Here is a 17,023-nt window from a genome sequence, read left to right on the forward strand (position 1 = left end):
GCGCCTGCGGGAGTGCCCCGCGACCCTTTCGGGCCGCGGGGCGGCTTTACCGCCGAAGAGGGTGACGTCGGTGACGCCGGGGTTGCGGCCGTACGTCGTACTCAGGTGCGGTTCGTCCGGTAGACGAGGGCCGTGGCGATGGCGGCGAGCCCTTCGGCGCGGCCGGTGAGGCCGAGGCCGTCGGTGGTGGTGCCGGAGACCGAGACAGGGGCGCCCGCGGCGGCGGCGAGCGCCTTCTGCGCTTCCTCGCGCCGTTTGCCGATCTTCGGGCGTACGCCGATCACCTGGATGGCGATGTTGCCGATCTCGAAGCCCTCGGCGCGGACGATACGGGCGGCCTCCGCCAGGAGGGTGACACCGGCGGCGCCGGACCACTCGGGGCGGGAGGTGCCGAAGTGGGCGCCGAGGTCGCCGACGCCCGCGGCGGAGAACAGGGCGTCGCAGGCGGCGTGCGCGGCGACGTCGCCGTCGGAGTGGCCGGCGAGCCCGTCCTCGCCCTCCCAGAGCAGGCCGGCGCACCACAGCTCGCGGCCGGCCTCGAAGGCGTGCACGTCGGTGCCGATGCCGACCTGCGGGAGCAGCGGGGCGGGCGCGGCGGCGGGGCCGGCGGGCTGCTCGGGGGCTGCGGGACTAGTAGGCATCGGTGGCCCTCCTGCGGGCGAGTACGGCTTCTGCGAGGACCAGGTCGAGCGGTCGGGTGACCTTGAAGGCCTCTTCGTGGCCGGGGACCACCATCACGGTGACGCCGAGCCGTTCCACCATGCCGGCGTCGTCGGTGGCGCCTTGGCCGTCGGCTGCGTCCACTGCGAACTTCTCGTGGGCGCGCAGGAGCGTGGCGAGGTCGAAGCCCTGCGGGGTCTGGACGGCGCGCAGCCGGGCCCGCTCGGGCGTGGCGACGACGGGCTCGGGCTCGCCGGGCCTGCCGGGCTCGACCTCCTTGACGGTGTCGGCCAGGGCCAGCGCGGGCACCACGGCGGGCGAGCCCCCGCGGACGGCCTCGATCACGGAGTCGACGGTGTCGACGGGGACGAGCGGGCGGGCCGCGTCGTGGATGAGGACGGAGGTGATGTCCTGCGGGAGCGCGGCGAGGCCGGCGCGTACGGACTCCTGGCGGGTCTCCCCGCCGGGCACGACCAGGATCTCGGTGCGGTCGGGCAGCGCGTGCTCGTCCAGCAGGCGGCGGACCTCGACGGCTCCGTCGGAGGGAGCGACGACCACCACGGCGCAGACGGCCCGGGAGCGGGCCATCGCGCGGACGGCGTGGATGAGCATGGGGGTGCCGCCGAGGGCCCGCAGGGCCTTGGGCGCACCGGGGCCGAGGCGTACCCCGCGGCCGGCGGCCGGGATCACCGCGGCGGTGCGGTGGGGGCGCGTTTCGTCAGACATCAGTAGCTCCGAGCCAGGTTTGTGACTTCGGCCGACATGGGTATGGCCTGAGGGGTGCCGGGTGCGACGCCCTCGCCCCTTCCGTGACGACCGGTCGAGCCGGCTGCCCGGACCCGGCACGCCAGTGAGGAAAACGGTATGGGTACAGACATGCCGCAGCGCCCGGCAACAGCCCCCTCCCGGGAGAGAGGGCGTGTCATCGGGCACCGCGGCACAACTGTGTGACGAGGTGTCCTCGCGTCAGGACGCGAGAACCTCGTCGAGGAGGGCCTCTGCCTTGTCCTCGTTGGTGTTCTCAGCGAGCGCGAGCTCGCTCACCAGGATCTGGCGCGCCTTCGCGAGCATGCGCTTCTCACCCGCGGAAAGCCCGCGCTCACGCTCGCGACGCCACAGGTCACGCACCACTTCGGCGACCTTGATGACATCGCCAGAAGCGAGCTTCTCCAGATTTGCCTTGTAGCGCCGGGACCAGTTCGTCGGCTCTTCGGCATACGGCGCACGAAGCACCTCGAAGACCCGGTCCAGCCCGTCCTGGCCGACTACGTCGCGAACGCCGACGAACTCCGCATTGTCCGCAGGCACACGAACCGTCAGGTCGCCCTGGGCGACCTTGAGCACCAAGTAGGTCTTGTCCACGCCTTTGATCTGGCGAGTTTCGATGGCCTCGATCAGCGCGGCCCCGTGATGGGGATAGACCACGGTGTCGCCAACCTTGAACGTCATGTGACAGGTACCCCTTCCGTGGCTATCCAGGGTAACACGAGAACTGACTGTTATGAATGGCGTTTTCGCAGGTCAGGGCACATCTCGGGGCTTGACAACAGCGACAGGAACGTGCTGCGAAGGGCTTCCGGAAGGGGGTATTCGCAGGTCGGAGGCGCTGTGCGGACCGGGCGAAACGGCCACGCTACACCGGACCGGCAGGCCCGTCAGTGTGACGTACGTCCCGTTTTGCCGGTTTCAAGGCAGGGAAACCGAACTACTCCGTTCGACTGGCGACCACCCGTACGGAGCGGTTCCGGCCCAATCCCGAATTGATCACGGAGCGCCCTTCGGCGGAATCCCGGAATTGATCACGGGCGGCGGAGCGGCTTACCCCGGTGCGATACCCCGCGGTATATGTGAGCGGCACATGAACGGCGGCCGGAATGCAAGATCGCGGGGGCCGGCGCAGGGCGGCCCCCGCGCTGCGGAGGGTCGGGTGCGGGGGCGGGGCGGCGGCTCGGTAACCTAAGCGCGCTGACACACCCTTAGGGCGGCTTTACCTCGGCCGCCCCGGGGGACGCCCACCCTTCCGTTCCGTACGTCCAAGGAGTTGCCGCCGCCGTGAGCCGCAGCCTTCGACGCGGCGCCCTCGCCGCCACCGCCATCGTGTTCTCGATCGCCTCGCTGGCCGCTTGCGCTGCCGGCAAGGACGCGGAGACGCTCCAGATCAAGCCGGACAACGCCGCCGTCACCAAGGGCGACATCAAGGTCCAGAACGCGCTGGTGATCACCCAGGGCGGCAAGGACAAGAAGGGCGGCCCCGCCGCCGTCTCCGCGACGGTCTTCAACATGGGCACGGCGCCGGAGACGATCGACGCCATCACCCTCCCGGGCAGCAAGGGCAAGGTCGTCCTGAAGACCGCCGAGGGCGCCGCCGCCGGCAAGGTCATCGTGCCGCCCGGCGGTTCCGTGGTCCTGGGCGGCAAGGGCAACGCCTCCGCCGTCATCGAGGGCGGCGAGTCCGTCAAGGACGGCAACGCGCAGAAGGTCGTCTTCCAGCTCAGCCGGGCGGGCGACGTGGCGCTGGATGCGTTCGTCGTCCCGGCCACGGGCATGTACTCCGGCTTCGGACCGACCGAGGCCCCCGCCACCGGCGCCGCCGGAGCCACCCCCTCGGGCAGCCCCGCGGCCACTCCGGCGGGTGCCCCCTCCGGCTCCCCGGCCCCCGGCGCCGCCCCGTCGGGTGCGGCCTCGGGCAGCCCGGCCGCCACTCCGTCGGGCTCCGCGTCGCACGCCGCCGGTCACTGACCCCCGCGCCGTCCGCGTACACGTACGGGAAGGGCCCCCACCGCCTCTGCGGTGGGGGCCCTTCCCGTATACGACGGGTACGACGGGGGCCAGTGCTCGAACCCCTCACCCGAGCGACCGCCGGAGGCCTACGGCTCGAACTTGTAGCCGAGGCCGCGGACCGTGACCAGGTAGCGCGGCGCGCCCGGGTCCGGCTCGAACCCCTCACCCGTGCGCCCCTCGCACCGCTCGGCCCAAGGGGGCCTCACGGGCTTCGAGACGCTGTGCCGGCCTCCGACCGGCCACACACGAGCGACCGCCGGAGGCCTACGGCTCGAACTTGTAGCCGAGGCCGCGGACCGTGACCAGGTAGCGCGGCGCGCCGGGGTCCGGCTCGATCTTGGCGCGCAGGCGCTTCACGTGGACGTCCAGGGTCTTCGTGTCGCCGACGTAGTCCGCGCCCCACACCCGGTCGATCAGCTGCATACGCGTCAGCACCCGGCCCGCGTTGCGCAGCAGCATCTCCAGCAGGTCGAACTCCTTCAGCGGGAGGTCCACCTTGGCTCCGGCGACCGTGACCACGTGGCGGTCGACGTCCATCCGTACGGGACCGGCCTCCAGCGCGGCCGGGGTGACCTCTTCCGGCTCGCCGCGGCGGCGCAGGACCGCGCGGATGCGGGCGACCAGCTCCCGCGAGGAGAAGGGCTTCGTGACGTAGTCGTCGGCTCCTATCTCCAGGCCGACGACCTTGTCGATCTCGCTGTCCTTGGCGGTCACCATGATGACGGGGACGTTGGAGCGGCCGCGCAGCTGCCGGCAGACCTCCGTGCCGGGCAGGCCGGGGAGCATCAGGTCGAGGAGGACGAGGTCGGCGCCGTTGCGCTCGAACTCGTCGAGCCCGTCGGGCCCGGTCGCGGCGATGGCGACCTCGAAGCCCTCCTTGCGGAGCATGTAGGACAGGGCGTCGCTGAAGGATTCCTCATCCTCGACGACGAGCACTCGGGTCACGGAAGGACCTCCGGGGCAGGGATGGCTGGTTCTGGTGAGGCAGGTCAGGCAGGGGTCGAGTGGGGGGTGGTGGGGGCCGGGGCGCCGGCCGGGCCGGCGGGGCCGGCCTCGGTCCCGGGGTCCGGGGTCTGGGCGCGTGCGGCTGCTTCCGGGAGCCGCAGGGTGAAGGTGGAGCCCTGACCCTCCGAGCTCCAGACCGACACCTCCCCGCCGTGCGAGGCCGCCACGTGCTTGACGATCGCGAGGCCGAGGCCGGTTCCTCCGGTGGCGCGGGAGCGGGCCGGGTCCACGCGGTAGAAGCGTTCGAAGATGCGCTCGCGGTCCTTCTCCGGGATGCCGATGCCCTGGTCGGTCACCGCGATCTCGATCAGGTCCCCGCCCGGCGCCGACACCCGGCGGCCGGCTATGCCGACGCGGGTGCGGGCCGGACTGTAGTTGACGGCGTTCTCGACCAGGTTCCCGAGGGCTGCCGCGAGCTGTCCGCGGTGGCCCCAGACGCGCAGGTCGGCGGTGCCGCCCGCGGCCATGGTGATCTGCTTCGACGAGGCCGTGTGGCGGCAGCGGTCGATGGCCTCCGCCACGAGCGTGTCCACGCGTACGGGCTCGGCGTCCTCCAGCGGGTCGTCGTTCTGCACCCGGGAGAGGTCGATGAGCTCCTGTACGAGGTTGATCAGGCGGGTGGACTCGATCTGCATGCGGCCCGCGAAGCGGCTGACCGCCTCGGGGTCGTCCGCGGCGTCCATCACCGCCTCGGAGAGCAGGGAGATCGCGCCGACCGGAGTCTTCAGCTCGTGCGACACGTTCGCGACGAAGTCGCGCCGTACGGCCTCGATGCGGCGGGCCTCGGTGAGGTCCTCGACCAGGAGCAGCACCAGCCGGGAGCCGAGCGGGGCGACGCGCGCGGAGACCGCGAGGGCCTCGCCGCGGCCGGTGCCGCGCCGGGGCAGGTCGAGCTCGACCTGGCGTATCTCCCCGTCGCGGCGGGTGTCGCGGGCCATGTGGAGCATGGGCTCCACGGCCAGCTTCCCGCCGCGGACCAGTCCGAGGGCGTACGCCGCCGAGCTGGCCTTGACCACCGCGTCCCCCTCGTCGAGCACGACGGCGGAGGAGCGGAGGACGGAGAGGACGGTGTCCACGCCGGGCGGCAGGACCGCATTGATGTCGGGGCGCATGGAGCTCCTCGTGGGGCGGGCCTGGTCGCGCTCGCTCCAGCGGAACGCCAGCATCGCGATGACGCCGGTGCACACACCGGCGATCGCGGCAGCTGCGGCGACCGCCGCGTTCACGTCCATGCATCCAGGTTAAGCAGGCACGACGGCACTTCCACAGCCGTTCGGGTGGCACCTCGAACAGTCGTCGCCCAGAGTTCACCCTGGCGACGGGGTTGATTCACTTGTGGTGCCGGAGTCCGACGCGTTGGCGTCCGAACGTGTCAACGTGGGGGCAGGAGGCCACCCCGGCCCGCGCCCCCGGGCACCAGACGCAGCAGGCCAAGAGAGGGACACCCATGCGTGACGCGTACCACGAGGAACTGGACTCGATCGGAGAAGGCCTGGTCGAGATGGCCCGGCTCGTCGGTTCCGCGATCGGGCGGGCCACGACGTCCATGCTCGACGCCGACCTGAAGCTGGCGGAGAGCGTCATCGCCGCCGACCAGAAGGTCGACGACCTCCAGCACGACCTGGAGGCCCGCGCCATCGCGCTGCTGGCCCGCCAGCAGCCGGTCGCCACCGACCTGCGCATCGTGGTGACCTCGCTGCGGATGAGCGCCGACCTGGAGCGCTCGGGCGACCTCGCCCAGCACGTGGCCAAGCTGGCCCGGCTGCGCTTCCCGGACACGGCGGTCCCCCGGGACCTGCACGCGACCATCCTGGAGATGGGGCAGCTGGCGCAGCGCCTGATGGCGAAGGCGGCCGAGGTCATCATCACGAAGGACGTGGACCTGGCGCTCCAGCTGGAGACGGACGACGACGAGATGGACCAGCTGCACCGCACGCTGTTCCAGCACCTGATGGACGACCGCTGGAAGCACGGCATCGAGACGGCGGTCGACGTGACCCTGCTGGGCCGCTACTACGAGCGGTTCGCGGACCACGCCGTGTCGGTGGCCAAGCGCGTGGTCTACCTGGTCACGGGCGAGCACGCGGACGAGCTCCAGCCGCCCACGCACGTCGAGGGCGTCTGAGCCGTTCTGCCCCCGTGCGCCGTTGACGCGCCGGTGTGGCTGGGCATGAATGGGGCGAAGGCACTCCGCCGCCTGCGAGGAGGAACCATGCCCGATTCCCCCGTCCCCATCACCCCCGAGCACGAGCAGCCGCCGCCGGCCCGGCCGGAACCGCTCCGCCTGCCGCTGCTCGCGGCCTGCGGCTGCGGCTCGGGCTGCGGCTGCGGTTGCCAGTCCGGTGCCCCGTGCCAGTGCGGCGGCTGACCGCCGCCGGCGAGCCGGGGGCCCCGTCCGGAGTGCCGGACGGGGCCCTTTGCGTGGGCCCTCGTCTGTGACGCAGACGCCCCCGCCGACGGCATGCCTTCGGGCGGGGGCGTTGAACATGTGGACCGCTCCGTCTAGTCCTGGAGGAAGTAGCCGCTCACGTCGGCGATCACGTCCACGGAGCCGGCGTGGTTGTAGAGGGTCACCGCGTCGGCCCAGGTGTTCAGGCCGCAGTAGTTCAGCGCGGGAAGCCCGCTGGTCACCGCGTTCGCTATGGTCTGCCCGGCGGTGAAGTTGAGGTTCGAGTACGTCGGCCACATTCCCTGGTAGCGGTCGCAGCCCGAGCTGGGGTACGCCGACAGGTGGCTGGCGTCCGTGCCGCCGGTCGCGGTGACGTTCATGGTCACGCCGGTGACCCCGAAGGGCGGGATGCCGAACTTCCACGCGTTGGGCCGGATGTCCAGCTCCTTGTGCTCGCCGAGCCGCGCGCCGGGGGTCTTCCGGGTGTCCAGGACCCGGGTGGGTCCGGTCGGGACGAACTTCGAGCCGGTGGGGGAGTAGTAGCCGCTGATGTCGGCGATCAGGTCGACGGTGCCGGCGTTGTTGTACAGGTCGACCGTGCCGTCGGCGCCGACCGGGACGGTGACCTGGTTCGGGACGGTCTGCCCGGCGGTGAAGTTGAGGTTGGAGGCCGTCGGCCGGGCGGCGCCGTGCGGGTAGACGACGACGTGGCTGTCCGTGGTCGGGTTGGTGGCCGTCACGTTCAGGGTCACCGCCTTGGCGCCGGGGTGGCTCTTGGCGACGTTCAGGGTGATGGTCCCGCCCGCGCCGACCGGTCCGTACGGCCTGGTCGGGGTGGTCGGGGTGATCCAGGGGTCGCGGGTGTCCAGCAGCCGCTCCGGGCTGACGGCCGTGAAGCGCTGCCCGCCGTCCCCGGCGAGGTAGTAGCCGCTGATGTCGGCGATCAGGTCGACGGTGCCGGCGTTGTTGTACAGATCGACCGTGCCGTCGGCGCCGACCGGGACGGTGACCTGGTTCGGGATGGTCTGCCCGGCGGTGAAGTTGAGGTTGGAGGCCGTCGGCCGGGCGGCGCCGTGCGGGTAGGCGATGACGTGGCTGTCCTCGGTCGGGTTGGTGGCCGTCACGTTCAGGACCACCGCGGTGACGCCCCGGGCGGGTGCACCGGCCCGGCCTGCGATCCTCACGTTGACCGACTGGCCGGCGCCGGCCTTGGCCGCCGGTGCGCCGGTGCCGTTCCTGGTGTCCAGCAGCCGCGTGGGCGTCACCGGCACGAAGGTGCCGGGGGTGCCGAAGGTGACCGGCTGGGTGCCCGGGCGGCCGAAGTAGTCGAACGACATCGGCAGCGGGGTGGAGCCGTAGCCCGCGCCGGTGGCCTTCACCTGGGCCTGCAGCACGACGCTCCCCTCCCGGGGCGCGCCGGACAGCTGCAGGAAGATCCCCGTGCAGTTGTTGGTGCAGGCCGGGATCGTCAGCGTCAGCGCGCCGTCCAGGGTGACCGTCCAGTGGCGCACGGTCCAGTCGGTGCCCCACTCGGTGTTCGAGTTGTTGCTGCGCACCTGCAACATCTGCGCCAGCTGCTGCGGGGAGTGCCCCGAGGCCGCCACCGACCCGGCGGCGAGCGTCAGCTGAAGGTCCGTGCCGGTCCAGGTCCTGCCGGAGTCGGGGCTGCTGAAGTTGATCCAGCAGCCCGAGCCGGCGTCCTCGCCGCCGGGCACGGTCACCGGCTTCGCCGCCGGGTCGAACAGCTCGCCGCCCGAGCCGTTGGTGCAGAAGTTCCAGAGCTTGTACGGCTCGGTGGCGGCCAGTGCGCTCTGGAACGGCAGCAGGCCGGAGAGCAGCAGTGCCCCGGCCGTCGCGGCCAGGGCACGGTTGGTCTTTCGCATGTGGATTCCCCCCGAGGGCAAGACCGGCTCCGCTGAGCCGATCTTCACAAGATCCCATGCGCCGGGGGCCCGCAGGAGGCCGGGGCGGACCGGAGCCCCCGGCCTGCGCCATGTGCGCAGGCCGGGGGCTCGGTCGCGCTGCCTACTTCTTCTTGCCCTGGTTCTTGACCGCCTCGATGGCGGCCGCGGCGGCCTCCGGGTCGAGGTAGGTGCCGCCCGGGGTGAGGGGCTTGAAGTCGGCGTCCAGCTCGTAGGAGAGCGGGATGCCGGTCGGGATGTTCAGGCCCGCGATGTCGGCGTCGGAGATGCCGTCCAGGTGCTTGACCAGGGCGCGCAGGGAGTTGCCGTGGGCGGCGACCAGGACCGTGCGGCCGGCGAGCAGGTCCGGGACGATGCCGTCGTACCAGTACGGCAGCATGCGGACGACGACGTCCTTGAGGCACTCGGTGCGCGGGCGCAGCTCCGGCGGGATCGTCGCGTAGCGGGCGTCGTCCGACTGCGAGAACTCGCTGCCGTCGGCGAGGGCCGGCGGCGGGGTGTCGTACGAGCGGCGCCACAGCATGAACTGCTCCTCGCCGAACTCGGCGAGGGTCTGGGCCTTGTCCTTGCCCTGGAGGGCGCCGTAGTGACGCTCGTTCAGGCGCCAGGAGCGGTGGACCGGGATCCAGTGGCGGTCGGCGGCCTCCAGCGCCAGCTGCGCGGTGCGGATCGCGCGCTTCTGGAGCGAGGTGTGCACGACGTCGGGGAGCAGGCCGGCGTCCTTGAGCAGCTCACCGCCGCGGACCGCCTCCTTCTCGCCCTTCTCGTTGAGATTGACGTCCACCCAGCCGGTGAACAGGTTCTTCGCGTTCCACTCGCTCTCGCCGTGGCGGAGCAGGATCAGCTTGTACGGTGCGTCGGCCATGCGTACGAGCCTAATGGACGGGCCGGGGCGCTCGCGCGCGGTGTCCGGGGGGCGGCCGGGCCTGCTTCCGATTGACGCGGCGCGTCAATTCAGTGGCCGTCGGGGGCGCCCGCCCGTACGGTGCGGGGAGCAGGAGAGCCACTTACATCGCCCGGGGGGATTCCGTATGTCCGTTGCCAGTCTGAGACGGGCCGCCCGGGAGAGCGTGTCGGGTCTGCCGCGGGCGTTCTGGTGGCTGTGGGCGAGCACGCTGGTCAACCGGCTCGGGGCCTTCGTGGCCACCTTCATGACCTTGTACCTGACGCTGGAGCGGGGCTACTCGGCCTCCTTCGCGGGCCTGGTGGCGGCCCTGCACGGGCTCGGCGGGGTGGTCTCCTCGCTCGCCGCGGGCGTGATGACCGACCGGCTGGGGCGGCGTCCCACGCTGATGGCGGCCCAGGCCTCGACGGCCTTCTCGGTGGCGCTGCTCGGCTTCATGGAGGATCCGGCGGCGATCGCCGCGGTGGCGCTGCTGGTCGGATTCACCTCGAACGCCTCGCGCCCGGCGGTGCACGCGATGATGGCGGACATCGTGCCGCCGCAGGACCGGGTGCGGGCGTTCTCCCTCAACTACTGGGCGATCAACCTCGGCTTCGCCGTGAGCTCGGCGGCGGCGGGGCTGATCGCCGAGTACAGCTACCTGGCCGGGTTCCTGGGCGAGGCGGCGCTGACGCTGGCGTGTGCGGTGCTGGTGTACGTGAAGCTGCCCGAGTCCCGTCCGCAGCGAAGCGCGGCGGGGACGGCCGAGGCCGGCGCTGCGGACGGCGCCGAGGACCGGACCCGGATGGGGACGGTGCTGCGCGACGGGCGGTTCATGGGCGTGGTCGGGCTGTCGTTCCTGATCTCGATGGTCTTCTCGCAGGGGTTCTACGGCCTGCCGGTGACCATGGGCGCCGCGGGCTTCTCCCCGGCGGACTACGGGCTGGTCATCGCCGTGAACGGCGTGCTGATCGTGCTGCTCCAGATCCCGGTGAGCCGCTTCATCGAGCACCGCGATCCGCGCCGCCTGCTGGTCGTCTCGGCGCTGCTGGCGGGGTACGGGTTCGCGCTGACGGCCTTCGCCGGGCCGCTGTGGGCGTACACCCTGACGGTGTGCGTGTGGACGCTGGCGGAGATCGTGAACTCGCCGACGCAGATGAGCCTGGTCGCCCGGCTGTCCCCCGTGCACGGGCGGGGCCGCTACCAGGGGATGTACACCCTGTCGTGGGCGGTGGCCTCGCTGGTGGCGCCGCTGCTGGCGGGCTTCGTGATCGACCGGTACGGGCCGGGCTGGCTGTGGGGGTCCACGGGGGTCCTGGGCACGGCGGCGGCGGTGGGCTACTGGCTCCTGATGCGCGGGCTCCCCGCCGCCGAGGACGCCCCGGCGGGTGGCGCCCCGCCCGAGGACGGACCGGCGGCCGCGGCCGCGGCCCCTGCACCCGCCGTCGCTCCCGCGCAGGCCCCGGCCCAGGCCTGAGGCCTAGGCCTGCGGCTGGGCGGAGGGCTCGGGCCCGGGCTCGGGCTCGGACCCGGGCTCGGCCGAGGGCTTGGTCAGGTGCCGGAAGGCGTCCAGGTTGCGGGTGGACTCGCCCCGGGAGACGCGCCATGCGTACTCGCGCTTGATCGCGCCCGCGAAGCCCAGCTCCAGCAGGGTATTGAAGGCCCCGTCCGCCGCCTCCAGGACCGTGCCGAGCAGCCGGTCCAGTTCCTCCGGGGTGACCACGGAGAGCGGAAGGCGCCCCGTCAGGTAGATGTCGCCGAGGCGGTCCACCGCGTAGCCGAGCCCGTAGAGCTTGAGGTTGCGCTCCAGCAGCCAGCGGTGGACGCCGGCCTCGTTCTCGTCGGGGTGGCGGATCACGAAGGCGTTGACCGACAGCGAGTGCCGACCGATCCGCAGCGAGCAGGTGGTGGACAGCTTGCGGCTGCCGGGGAGCTGGACGACGTACGCGCCCGGCTCGGGGCGCTCCCAGCTCAGCTCGGCGCCGCTCAGCGTGGCCTCGATGATCTCCGCGGTGTCAGCCATGGTGGGAGCGTACGCGACGGCGATGATCATGCATGGCCGCGGTGTACACGTCGGCCGTGCCGCTCGCGGCCGTGTCCCAGCCGAAGAACTGCGCGTGCCGCGCCGCCTCTCCGCCCATCCGCTCGGTGAGCGCCGGGTCGTCCACGAAACGCCGCAGCTCACGGGCGTAGTCCACCGGGTCGTGACCGGGTACGAGGATGCCGGTGACGCCGTCGTTGACGGCGACCGACAGTCCGCCGACCTCGGCGGCGAGCACCGGCGTGCCGGTGGCCTGGGCCTCGATGGCGACGAGCCCGAAGGACTCGCTGTACGAGGGCATGACCAGCACCGACGCCGCCCGGAACCAGTCGGCGAGCCGGTCCTGGGCGACGGGCGGGTGGAAGTGCACGAGGTCGGTGATGCCGAGCTTCGCGGCGAGTTTCTGCAGGCCTTCCGGCTTGGCGAGGCCGCTGCCGCTCGGGCCGCCGACGACGGGGACGAACAGGCGGTGGCGCAGTGAGGGGTCGCGGTCGACCAGCTCGGCCACGGCGCGCAGCAGCAGGTCGGGGGCCTTGAGCGGCTGGATCCGCCCGGCGAAGAGCGGGATGACGGCGTCCTGGGGCAGGCCGAGGCGGGCGCGGGCGGCGGCGCGGCCGTCGGCGACGGTGAAGCGGTCGAGGTTCACGCCGGGGTGGACGACGGCGACCTTGCCGGGCTCGGCGTCGTAGTGGCGGACGAGCTCCTCGGCCTCGTCGGTGGTGTTCGCGATCAGGCGGTCGGCGGCGGCCACGATCTGCGTCTCGCCGATGACGCGGGCGGCCGGTTCGGGCGTGTCGCCCTCGGCGAGCGCCGCGTTCTTGACCTTGGCCATGGTGTGCATGGCGTGGACGAGGGGGACGCCCCAGCGCTCGGCGGCGAGCCAGCCCACGTGCCCGGAGAGCCAGTAGTGGGAGTGGACGAGGTCGTAGTAGCCGGGGCGGTGGCCGGCCCAGGCCTGCATCACGCCGTGGGTGAAGGCGCACAGCTGGGCGGGGAGGTCCTCCTTGGCGAGGCCTTCGTACGGGCCCGCGTCCACGTGGCGGACCAGGACGCCGGGGGCCAGCTCCACCGCGGGCGGGAGCCCGCCCTCGCTGGCCCGGGTGAAGATCTCGACCTCGATGTTGATCGCGGCGAGGCGCTTGGCGAGTTCCACGATGTACACGTTCATACCGCCGGCGTCGCCGGTCCCGGGCTGGTGCAGCGGTGAGGTGTGCACGCTGAGCATGGCCACGCGGCGCGGTTTGCGGTGGTGGCCGACGGCGGGAAGGCGCAGGCGGGGCGGGTCGTGGCGGGTGCTGCGGGCGGACGCGATCCGGCCGCCGAGGCTGCCGCCGATGCGGGACACGTACTGGCTCAAGGGAGCAGTTCCTCTCGCTCGGACGACATTCGGATGGCAGGGCGGACGGGCATGACGACGGGAGCGCGCTCGGCACCCGCCAAGGAGTGCAACCCGAACGGCACTGCCCCGCATTCCGGGGCATCCGCTTTTTTCCTCGTGAGGCGCCCGGTTTTTCTCCGGCGGGTGCGCTCCGCTTACCCTCGCCCCATGTCCTCCCGTTCCGTCCCGCCCCCGGGCCGTGCCGTCGCCGCCGGCCGGACCGGCCGCCCCGTGGGCACGGTGACGCGCGGGACGACGAACCCGAACCGGCTGCGCCGGATGGACCGCTGGATCGCGGCCGCGCACGGGGCGGCGCTGCGGCGCGCGCAGGCGCCGGTGGCGGTGGACCTGGGCTACGGGGCGGCGCCGTGGACGGCGGTGGAGCTGCTGGCCCGGCTGCGGGAGGCGGCGCCGCGAGTGCGGGTGGTCGGCATCGAGATCGAGCCGGCCCGGGTCGCGGCCGCGAAGCCGTACGAGTGCGAGGGGCTGAGCTTCCGGCACGGCGGCTTCGAGGTGCCGTTGGACGGCGGCGCGCGGCCGGCGCTGATCCGCGCGGCGAACGTACTGCGCCAGTACGACGAGGAGCAGGTGGCGGCGGTCTGGGAGCGGCTGTGCGGGCGGCTGGCGCCGGAGGGGCTGCTCGTGGAGGGGACCTGCGACGAGATCGGTCGGCGGCACGTGTGGGTGGCGCTGGGACCGGAGGGGCCGCGGACGGTGACGTTCGCGACCCGGCTGGGCTCGCTGGAGCGCCCCTCGGACCTGGCGGAGCGGCTGCCGAAGGCGCTGATCCACCGGAATGTTCCGGGCGAACCGGTGTACGCGTTCCTGCGCGACTTCGACCGGGCGTGGGCGGCGGCGGCTCCGTACGCCTCGTACGGGGCGCGGCAGCGGTGGATCCGCACGGCCCGGGCGCTGTCGGGCGACTGGCCGCTGGCGGACGGGCCGGGGCGGTGGCGGCAGGGGGAACTGACGGTGCTCTGGGAGGCGTTGCGCCCGGCGGGGTGAATGTGGCGCAGCGGGGAACCGGTTGTCGGGGCGGCCCGTTGAGTCGTCGGGGATGTGTGTGGGGGACTGGTCCGGCTGGGCAAGGGTGTTGGATTTCACGGACTCGTGGCACCATCCCGGAGGCAGCACATGTTACTGATGGATAGTCAGATCTGATACGGGATCCGACTCGGGCCACGTGGGGGGACCATGGCGACCGTGGAGCGCAGGCGATGGAGGGGCAGGACCGCTCTCACGCTGCTGTGCGCGTCGGCGCTGCTCGCGGTGTCCGGAGTACTGGGCACGCCGGGAGCCGCGCAGGCGGCGCCGCTGCCCGAGCCGGGCGCCAAGTCCCTTGAGCAGGTGCGCAAGGAGATCGACGACCTCTACCGCCAGGCGGGCACGGCGACGGACGCCTACAACCTCGCGGAGAGCGAGACCAAGGCCCAGTCGGCCAAGATCGTCGAGATCGCCAAGCAGGTCGTCGCGGGCCAGGACCAGATCACGGCCCTGAAGAACCGCGCGGGCGCCGCCGCGCGCGCCCAGTACCGCTCCGGCGGGATGCCGGCCGGCGCACAGCTGGCGCTGAGCGGGAGCCCCGGCCAGTTCCTCGACGGGACGGACCGGTTGCGGCAGGGCGCGAAGGCGACCACGGACCTGCTCGCCGAAATGAACCGCACCCAGAGCGCATTGCAGCAGTACGCGAAGGACGCCAGCGAGCAGTGGCAGAAGCTCGAAGCCAACCGGGTCAAGCAGGCCGTCTCGAAGAAGGAGATCGAGGACAAGATCAAGGCGGCCGAGGAGCTGGAGAGCAAGCTGCAGGCCGAGGAGAAGGCCCGGCTGCTCCAGCTGGAGCACGACGCGCAGTACAAGGCGCAGGCGGCATGGCTTTCGACGGGCGTGCTGAAGGAGCTCAATGCATCGGCCTCCGAATCGGGCCGCAAGGCGGTGCAGTTCGCCAGCGCGCAGATCGGAAAGCCGTACGTGTGGGGCGCCCAGGGACCGGGGGCCTTCGACTGCTCCGGCCTGACCTCCCAGGCCTGGCTGTCGGCGGGGAAGGCGATTCCGCGCACCTCGCAGGAGCAGTTGCGGCTGCTGCCGAAGGTCGCCCTCAAGGACATGCGGCCCGGCGATCTGATCATCTACTTCGACGACGCGAGCCACGTCGCCCTGTACGTGGGCGACGGCGCGATCATCCACGCCCCGCGCCCCGGTCGCAATGTCACCCTCGCGGGAGCCGGCTCGATGCCGATCAAGGCGGTCGTCCGCCCGGACGCGTAGCCCGCCCCGCGGCGCGGCGGCCGGCCGACGGCCGCCGGCCGCCGGCCGGCGCGACCTGCGGCCGCCATCCCTGTGCGGCGGGTCCGCGGAGGGAACCGGTCACCCGGCGGCGACGTCTCGTCAGGCGGGACCGCGAGCCGCCTCACCGTGACGTTGGTCATGCGGTGAGACGGACTTTCCCCCGCGATAACGGCATATGACGGCGGCCTTGGCCCAGAACGCCATTCCGCTCGCCCAGGACGGACCGCTAGGGTCGGCGCACGAGCGCACCCTCGGGGGGAGGGAAGGAACCGGAGACGATGCCCGTACCCGTACCGCGGCAGAGGGACATCCCCCTCCCGGAGGCCCCCGCCACGGAGAGCGGTCAGGCCGCAGCCCCCACCGCCGCACCGCAGGCATCCCCACCGGCATCCCCGCAGGCATCGCTGACCCTGCTGGTGATCGAGGACGACCCCGCGGGCGGTCTCACCGTCCCGGAGATCCTCGACGCCGACCGCCACCGCATCCGGCTCCGCACGGCCCGCAACCTCACCGAGGCCGCCCGCCTGCTCACCCCCGACGTCCACTGCATCCTGCTGGACCTCGCCCTCGCCGACGCGCAGGCGGGCCGTACGGCGGCGTCCGGCGGGGCCACCGCCACCCGTGATCCCGCCGCCCACCAGCTCGCCACCCTCCACCAGGTGCTGCGGATGGCGCCCCGGCACGCGGTCCTCGTCATGACCGCCGAGGCCGACGCAGAGCGCGGCGCCGAGGCCGTACGGGTCGGGGCGCAGGACTTCCTCTTCCGCGACGAGCTCGACGGCAGGCTGCTGAGCCGGGCCATCCGCTACGCGGTGGAGAGAAAACGGGCCGACATCGCCCAGTACAAGCTTGCAGAATCGAAACTGCGGGCCCAGGAGAACGCCCGCCTGGAGCGCGGGCTGCTCCCGACGCCCCTCCTCGAAGGCTCCGACCTGCGCTTCGCCGCCCGTTACCGGCCCGGCCGCAGCCGCGCCCTGCTCGGCGGGGACTTCTACGACACCGTGCGCACCCCCGACGGCACGGTCCACGCCATGATCGGCGACGTCTGCGGCCACGGCCCGGACGAGGCCGCCCTCGGCGTCGAGCTGCGCATCGCCTGGCGGGCGCTGACCCTGGCGGGGCTGTGCGGTGACGACCTGCTGGCCACCCTCCAGGAGGTCCTGGAGGTGGAGCGCCCCTGCGAGGAGATCTTCGCGACGCTGTGCACGGTGGACATCAGCCCCGACGGCCGGCGGGCCGGCCTGTGCCTGGCCGGGCATCCGGCCCCGCTGGTGTCCCGGCCGGGGCGGCCCGCGCGGCTCCTCCCGTACGAGAACAGCGGCCCGGCGCTGGGGCTGCTGCCCAGGGCCCGCTGGCCGCGCCGCCAGGTCGAGCTGGGCGGGACCTGGAGCCTGATGCTCTACACCGACGGGCTGATCGAGGGCCGCATCGGCGAGGGCAGGGAGCGGCTCGGCCAGGACGGGATGGTCGAGATGATCAACCGCCACCTGGACCGCGGGCTGAGCGGCGAGGGCCTGCTGGAGGCGTCCGTCACCGAGGCCCGCCGGCTCAACGGGGGCGAGCTCACCGACGACGTGGCGGTGGTCCTGCTCTCGCGCAACGAGAGCTGACACCGGGGGCGGCGGGCGCCGAAGCGCGTTCGCCCGCGGCCGACACCCCTCACGGGCCGCGCCACCGG

Annotated in this window: 16 protein-coding genes; 7 read left to right on the forward strand and 9 right to left on the reverse strand. The window is 72.7% G+C overall.

The features are described from left to right. Positions 1 to 101: 101 nt before the first annotated feature. From ispF to ABZ128_RS18720, 3 genes are all read right to left on the reverse strand, one after another. Positions 102 to 641, reverse strand: coding sequence for a 2-C-methyl-D-erythritol 2,4-cyclodiphosphate synthase (gene ispF / locus ABZ128_RS18710; protein WP_356849572.1), 540 nt, complete (start codon positions 639 to 641; stop codon positions 102 to 104). Further along, positions 631 to 1,386, reverse strand: a complete 756-nt coding sequence (gene ispD, locus ABZ128_RS18715; protein ID WP_356849574.1) for a 2-C-methyl-D-erythritol 4-phosphate cytidylyltransferase — start codon at positions 1,384 to 1,386, stop codon at positions 631 to 633. Before ispD ends, ispF begins: the two co-directional genes overlap by 11 nt. 240 nt (positions 1,387 to 1,626) lie before the next feature. After that, positions 1,627 to 2,109 carry a CarD family transcriptional regulator gene (locus tag ABZ128_RS18720; protein WP_003953493.1) on the reverse strand — a complete coding sequence of 161 codons (483 nt, stop codon included), beginning with the start codon at positions 2,107 to 2,109 and terminating at the stop codon, positions 1,627 to 1,629. 603 nt (positions 2,110 to 2,712) lie between these two features. On the opposite strand from ABZ128_RS18720, the gene ABZ128_RS18725 reads away from it, so the two are divergent. Further along, positions 2,713 to 3,399: a DUF461 domain-containing protein gene (locus ABZ128_RS18725; RefSeq protein ID WP_356849576.1), complete on the forward strand. Its 687-nt coding sequence runs from the start codon at positions 2,713 to 2,715 to the stop codon at positions 3,397 to 3,399. 306 nt (positions 3,400 to 3,705) lie between these two features. Here ABZ128_RS18725 and ABZ128_RS18730 read toward each other — a convergent pair whose 3' ends face one another. Beyond that, positions 3,706 to 4,386 (reverse strand): response regulator transcription factor, encoded by a 681-nt coding sequence (locus ABZ128_RS18730; RefSeq protein ID WP_007265514.1) that lies wholly within the window; start codon positions 4,384 to 4,386, stop codon positions 3,706 to 3,708. Between the two features lie 44 nt (positions 4,387 to 4,430). Continuing rightward, a complete protein-coding gene (locus ABZ128_RS18735; RefSeq protein ID WP_356849577.1) occupies positions 4,431 to 5,678 on the reverse strand; it encodes an ATP-binding protein in 1,248 nt (415 codons plus the stop codon). 215 nt (positions 5,679 to 5,893) lie between these two features. Here ABZ128_RS18735 and phoU point away from each other — a divergent pair, with 215 nt between their 5' ends. Further along, the gene (phoU, locus tag ABZ128_RS18740; RefSeq protein WP_356849579.1) at positions 5,894 to 6,571 is read left to right on the forward strand and encodes a phosphate signaling complex protein PhoU; all 678 of its coding nucleotides are present in this window, start codon (positions 5,894 to 5,896) and stop codon (positions 6,569 to 6,571) included. Between the two features lie 87 nt (positions 6,572 to 6,658). Continuing rightward, the gene (locus ABZ128_RS18745; protein ID WP_356849580.1) at positions 6,659 to 6,814 is read left to right on the forward strand and encodes a hypothetical protein; all 156 of its coding nucleotides are present in this window, start codon (positions 6,659 to 6,661) and stop codon (positions 6,812 to 6,814) included. A 134-nt stretch (positions 6,815 to 6,948) separates the two neighbouring features. Here ABZ128_RS18745 and ABZ128_RS18750 read toward each other — a convergent pair whose 3' ends face one another. Both ABZ128_RS18750 and ABZ128_RS18755 read right to left on the reverse strand, forming a co-directional pair. Beyond that, positions 6,949 to 8,718 carry a hypothetical protein gene (locus tag ABZ128_RS18750; RefSeq protein ID WP_356849582.1) on the reverse strand — a complete coding sequence of 590 codons (1,770 nt, stop codon included), beginning with the start codon at positions 8,716 to 8,718 and terminating at the stop codon, positions 6,949 to 6,951. Between the two features lie 142 nt (positions 8,719 to 8,860). After that, on the reverse strand, positions 8,861 to 9,622 hold the full coding sequence (locus tag ABZ128_RS18755) for a phosphoglyceromutase (protein WP_356849583.1): 762 nt from the start codon (positions 9,620 to 9,622) through the stop codon (positions 8,861 to 8,863). Between the two features lie 166 nt (positions 9,623 to 9,788). Here ABZ128_RS18755 and ABZ128_RS18760 point away from each other — a divergent pair, with 166 nt between their 5' ends. Continuing rightward, positions 9,789 to 11,117: an MFS transporter gene (locus ABZ128_RS18760; RefSeq protein WP_356849584.1), complete on the forward strand. Its 1,329-nt coding sequence runs from the start codon at positions 9,789 to 9,791 to the stop codon at positions 11,115 to 11,117. Between the two features lie 3 nt (positions 11,118 to 11,120). Here ABZ128_RS18760 and ABZ128_RS18765 read toward each other — a convergent pair whose 3' ends face one another. Continuing rightward, a complete protein-coding gene (locus tag ABZ128_RS18765; protein WP_356849585.1) occupies positions 11,121 to 11,663 on the reverse strand; it encodes a YbjN domain-containing protein in 543 nt (180 codons plus the stop codon). Continuing rightward, positions 11,656 to 12,993, reverse strand: coding sequence for a D-inositol-3-phosphate glycosyltransferase (gene mshA / locus ABZ128_RS18770; protein WP_356849673.1), 1,338 nt, complete (start codon positions 12,991 to 12,993; stop codon positions 11,656 to 11,658). The genes ABZ128_RS18765 and mshA overlap by 8 nt, the downstream gene beginning before the upstream one ends. A gap of 234 nt (positions 12,994 to 13,227) precedes the next feature. On the opposite strand from mshA, the gene ABZ128_RS18775 reads away from it, so the two are divergent. The 3 genes from ABZ128_RS18775 to ABZ128_RS18785 all read left to right on the forward strand — a co-directional run bounded on the left by ABZ128_RS18775 (position 13,228) and on the right by ABZ128_RS18785 (position 16,955). Next, positions 13,228 to 14,064, forward strand: coding sequence for a class I SAM-dependent methyltransferase (locus ABZ128_RS18775; RefSeq protein ID WP_356849587.1), 837 nt, complete (start codon positions 13,228 to 13,230; stop codon positions 14,062 to 14,064). A 189-nt stretch (positions 14,065 to 14,253) separates the two neighbouring features. Then, positions 14,254 to 15,324: an NlpC/P60 family protein gene (locus ABZ128_RS18780; protein ID WP_356849588.1), complete on the forward strand. Its 1,071-nt coding sequence runs from the start codon at positions 14,254 to 14,256 to the stop codon at positions 15,322 to 15,324. Positions 15,325 to 15,623: 299 nt separating this feature from the next. After that, a complete protein-coding gene (locus ABZ128_RS18785; protein ID WP_356849590.1) occupies positions 15,624 to 16,955 on the forward strand; it encodes a fused response regulator/phosphatase in 1,332 nt (443 codons plus the stop codon). Positions 16,956 to 17,023 lie beyond the last annotated feature (68 nt).

Source organism: Streptomyces sp. NPDC006326, from assembly GCF_040612915.1.
Taxonomy (GTDB): domain Bacteria; phylum Actinomycetota; class Actinomycetes; order Streptomycetales; family Streptomycetaceae; genus Streptomyces.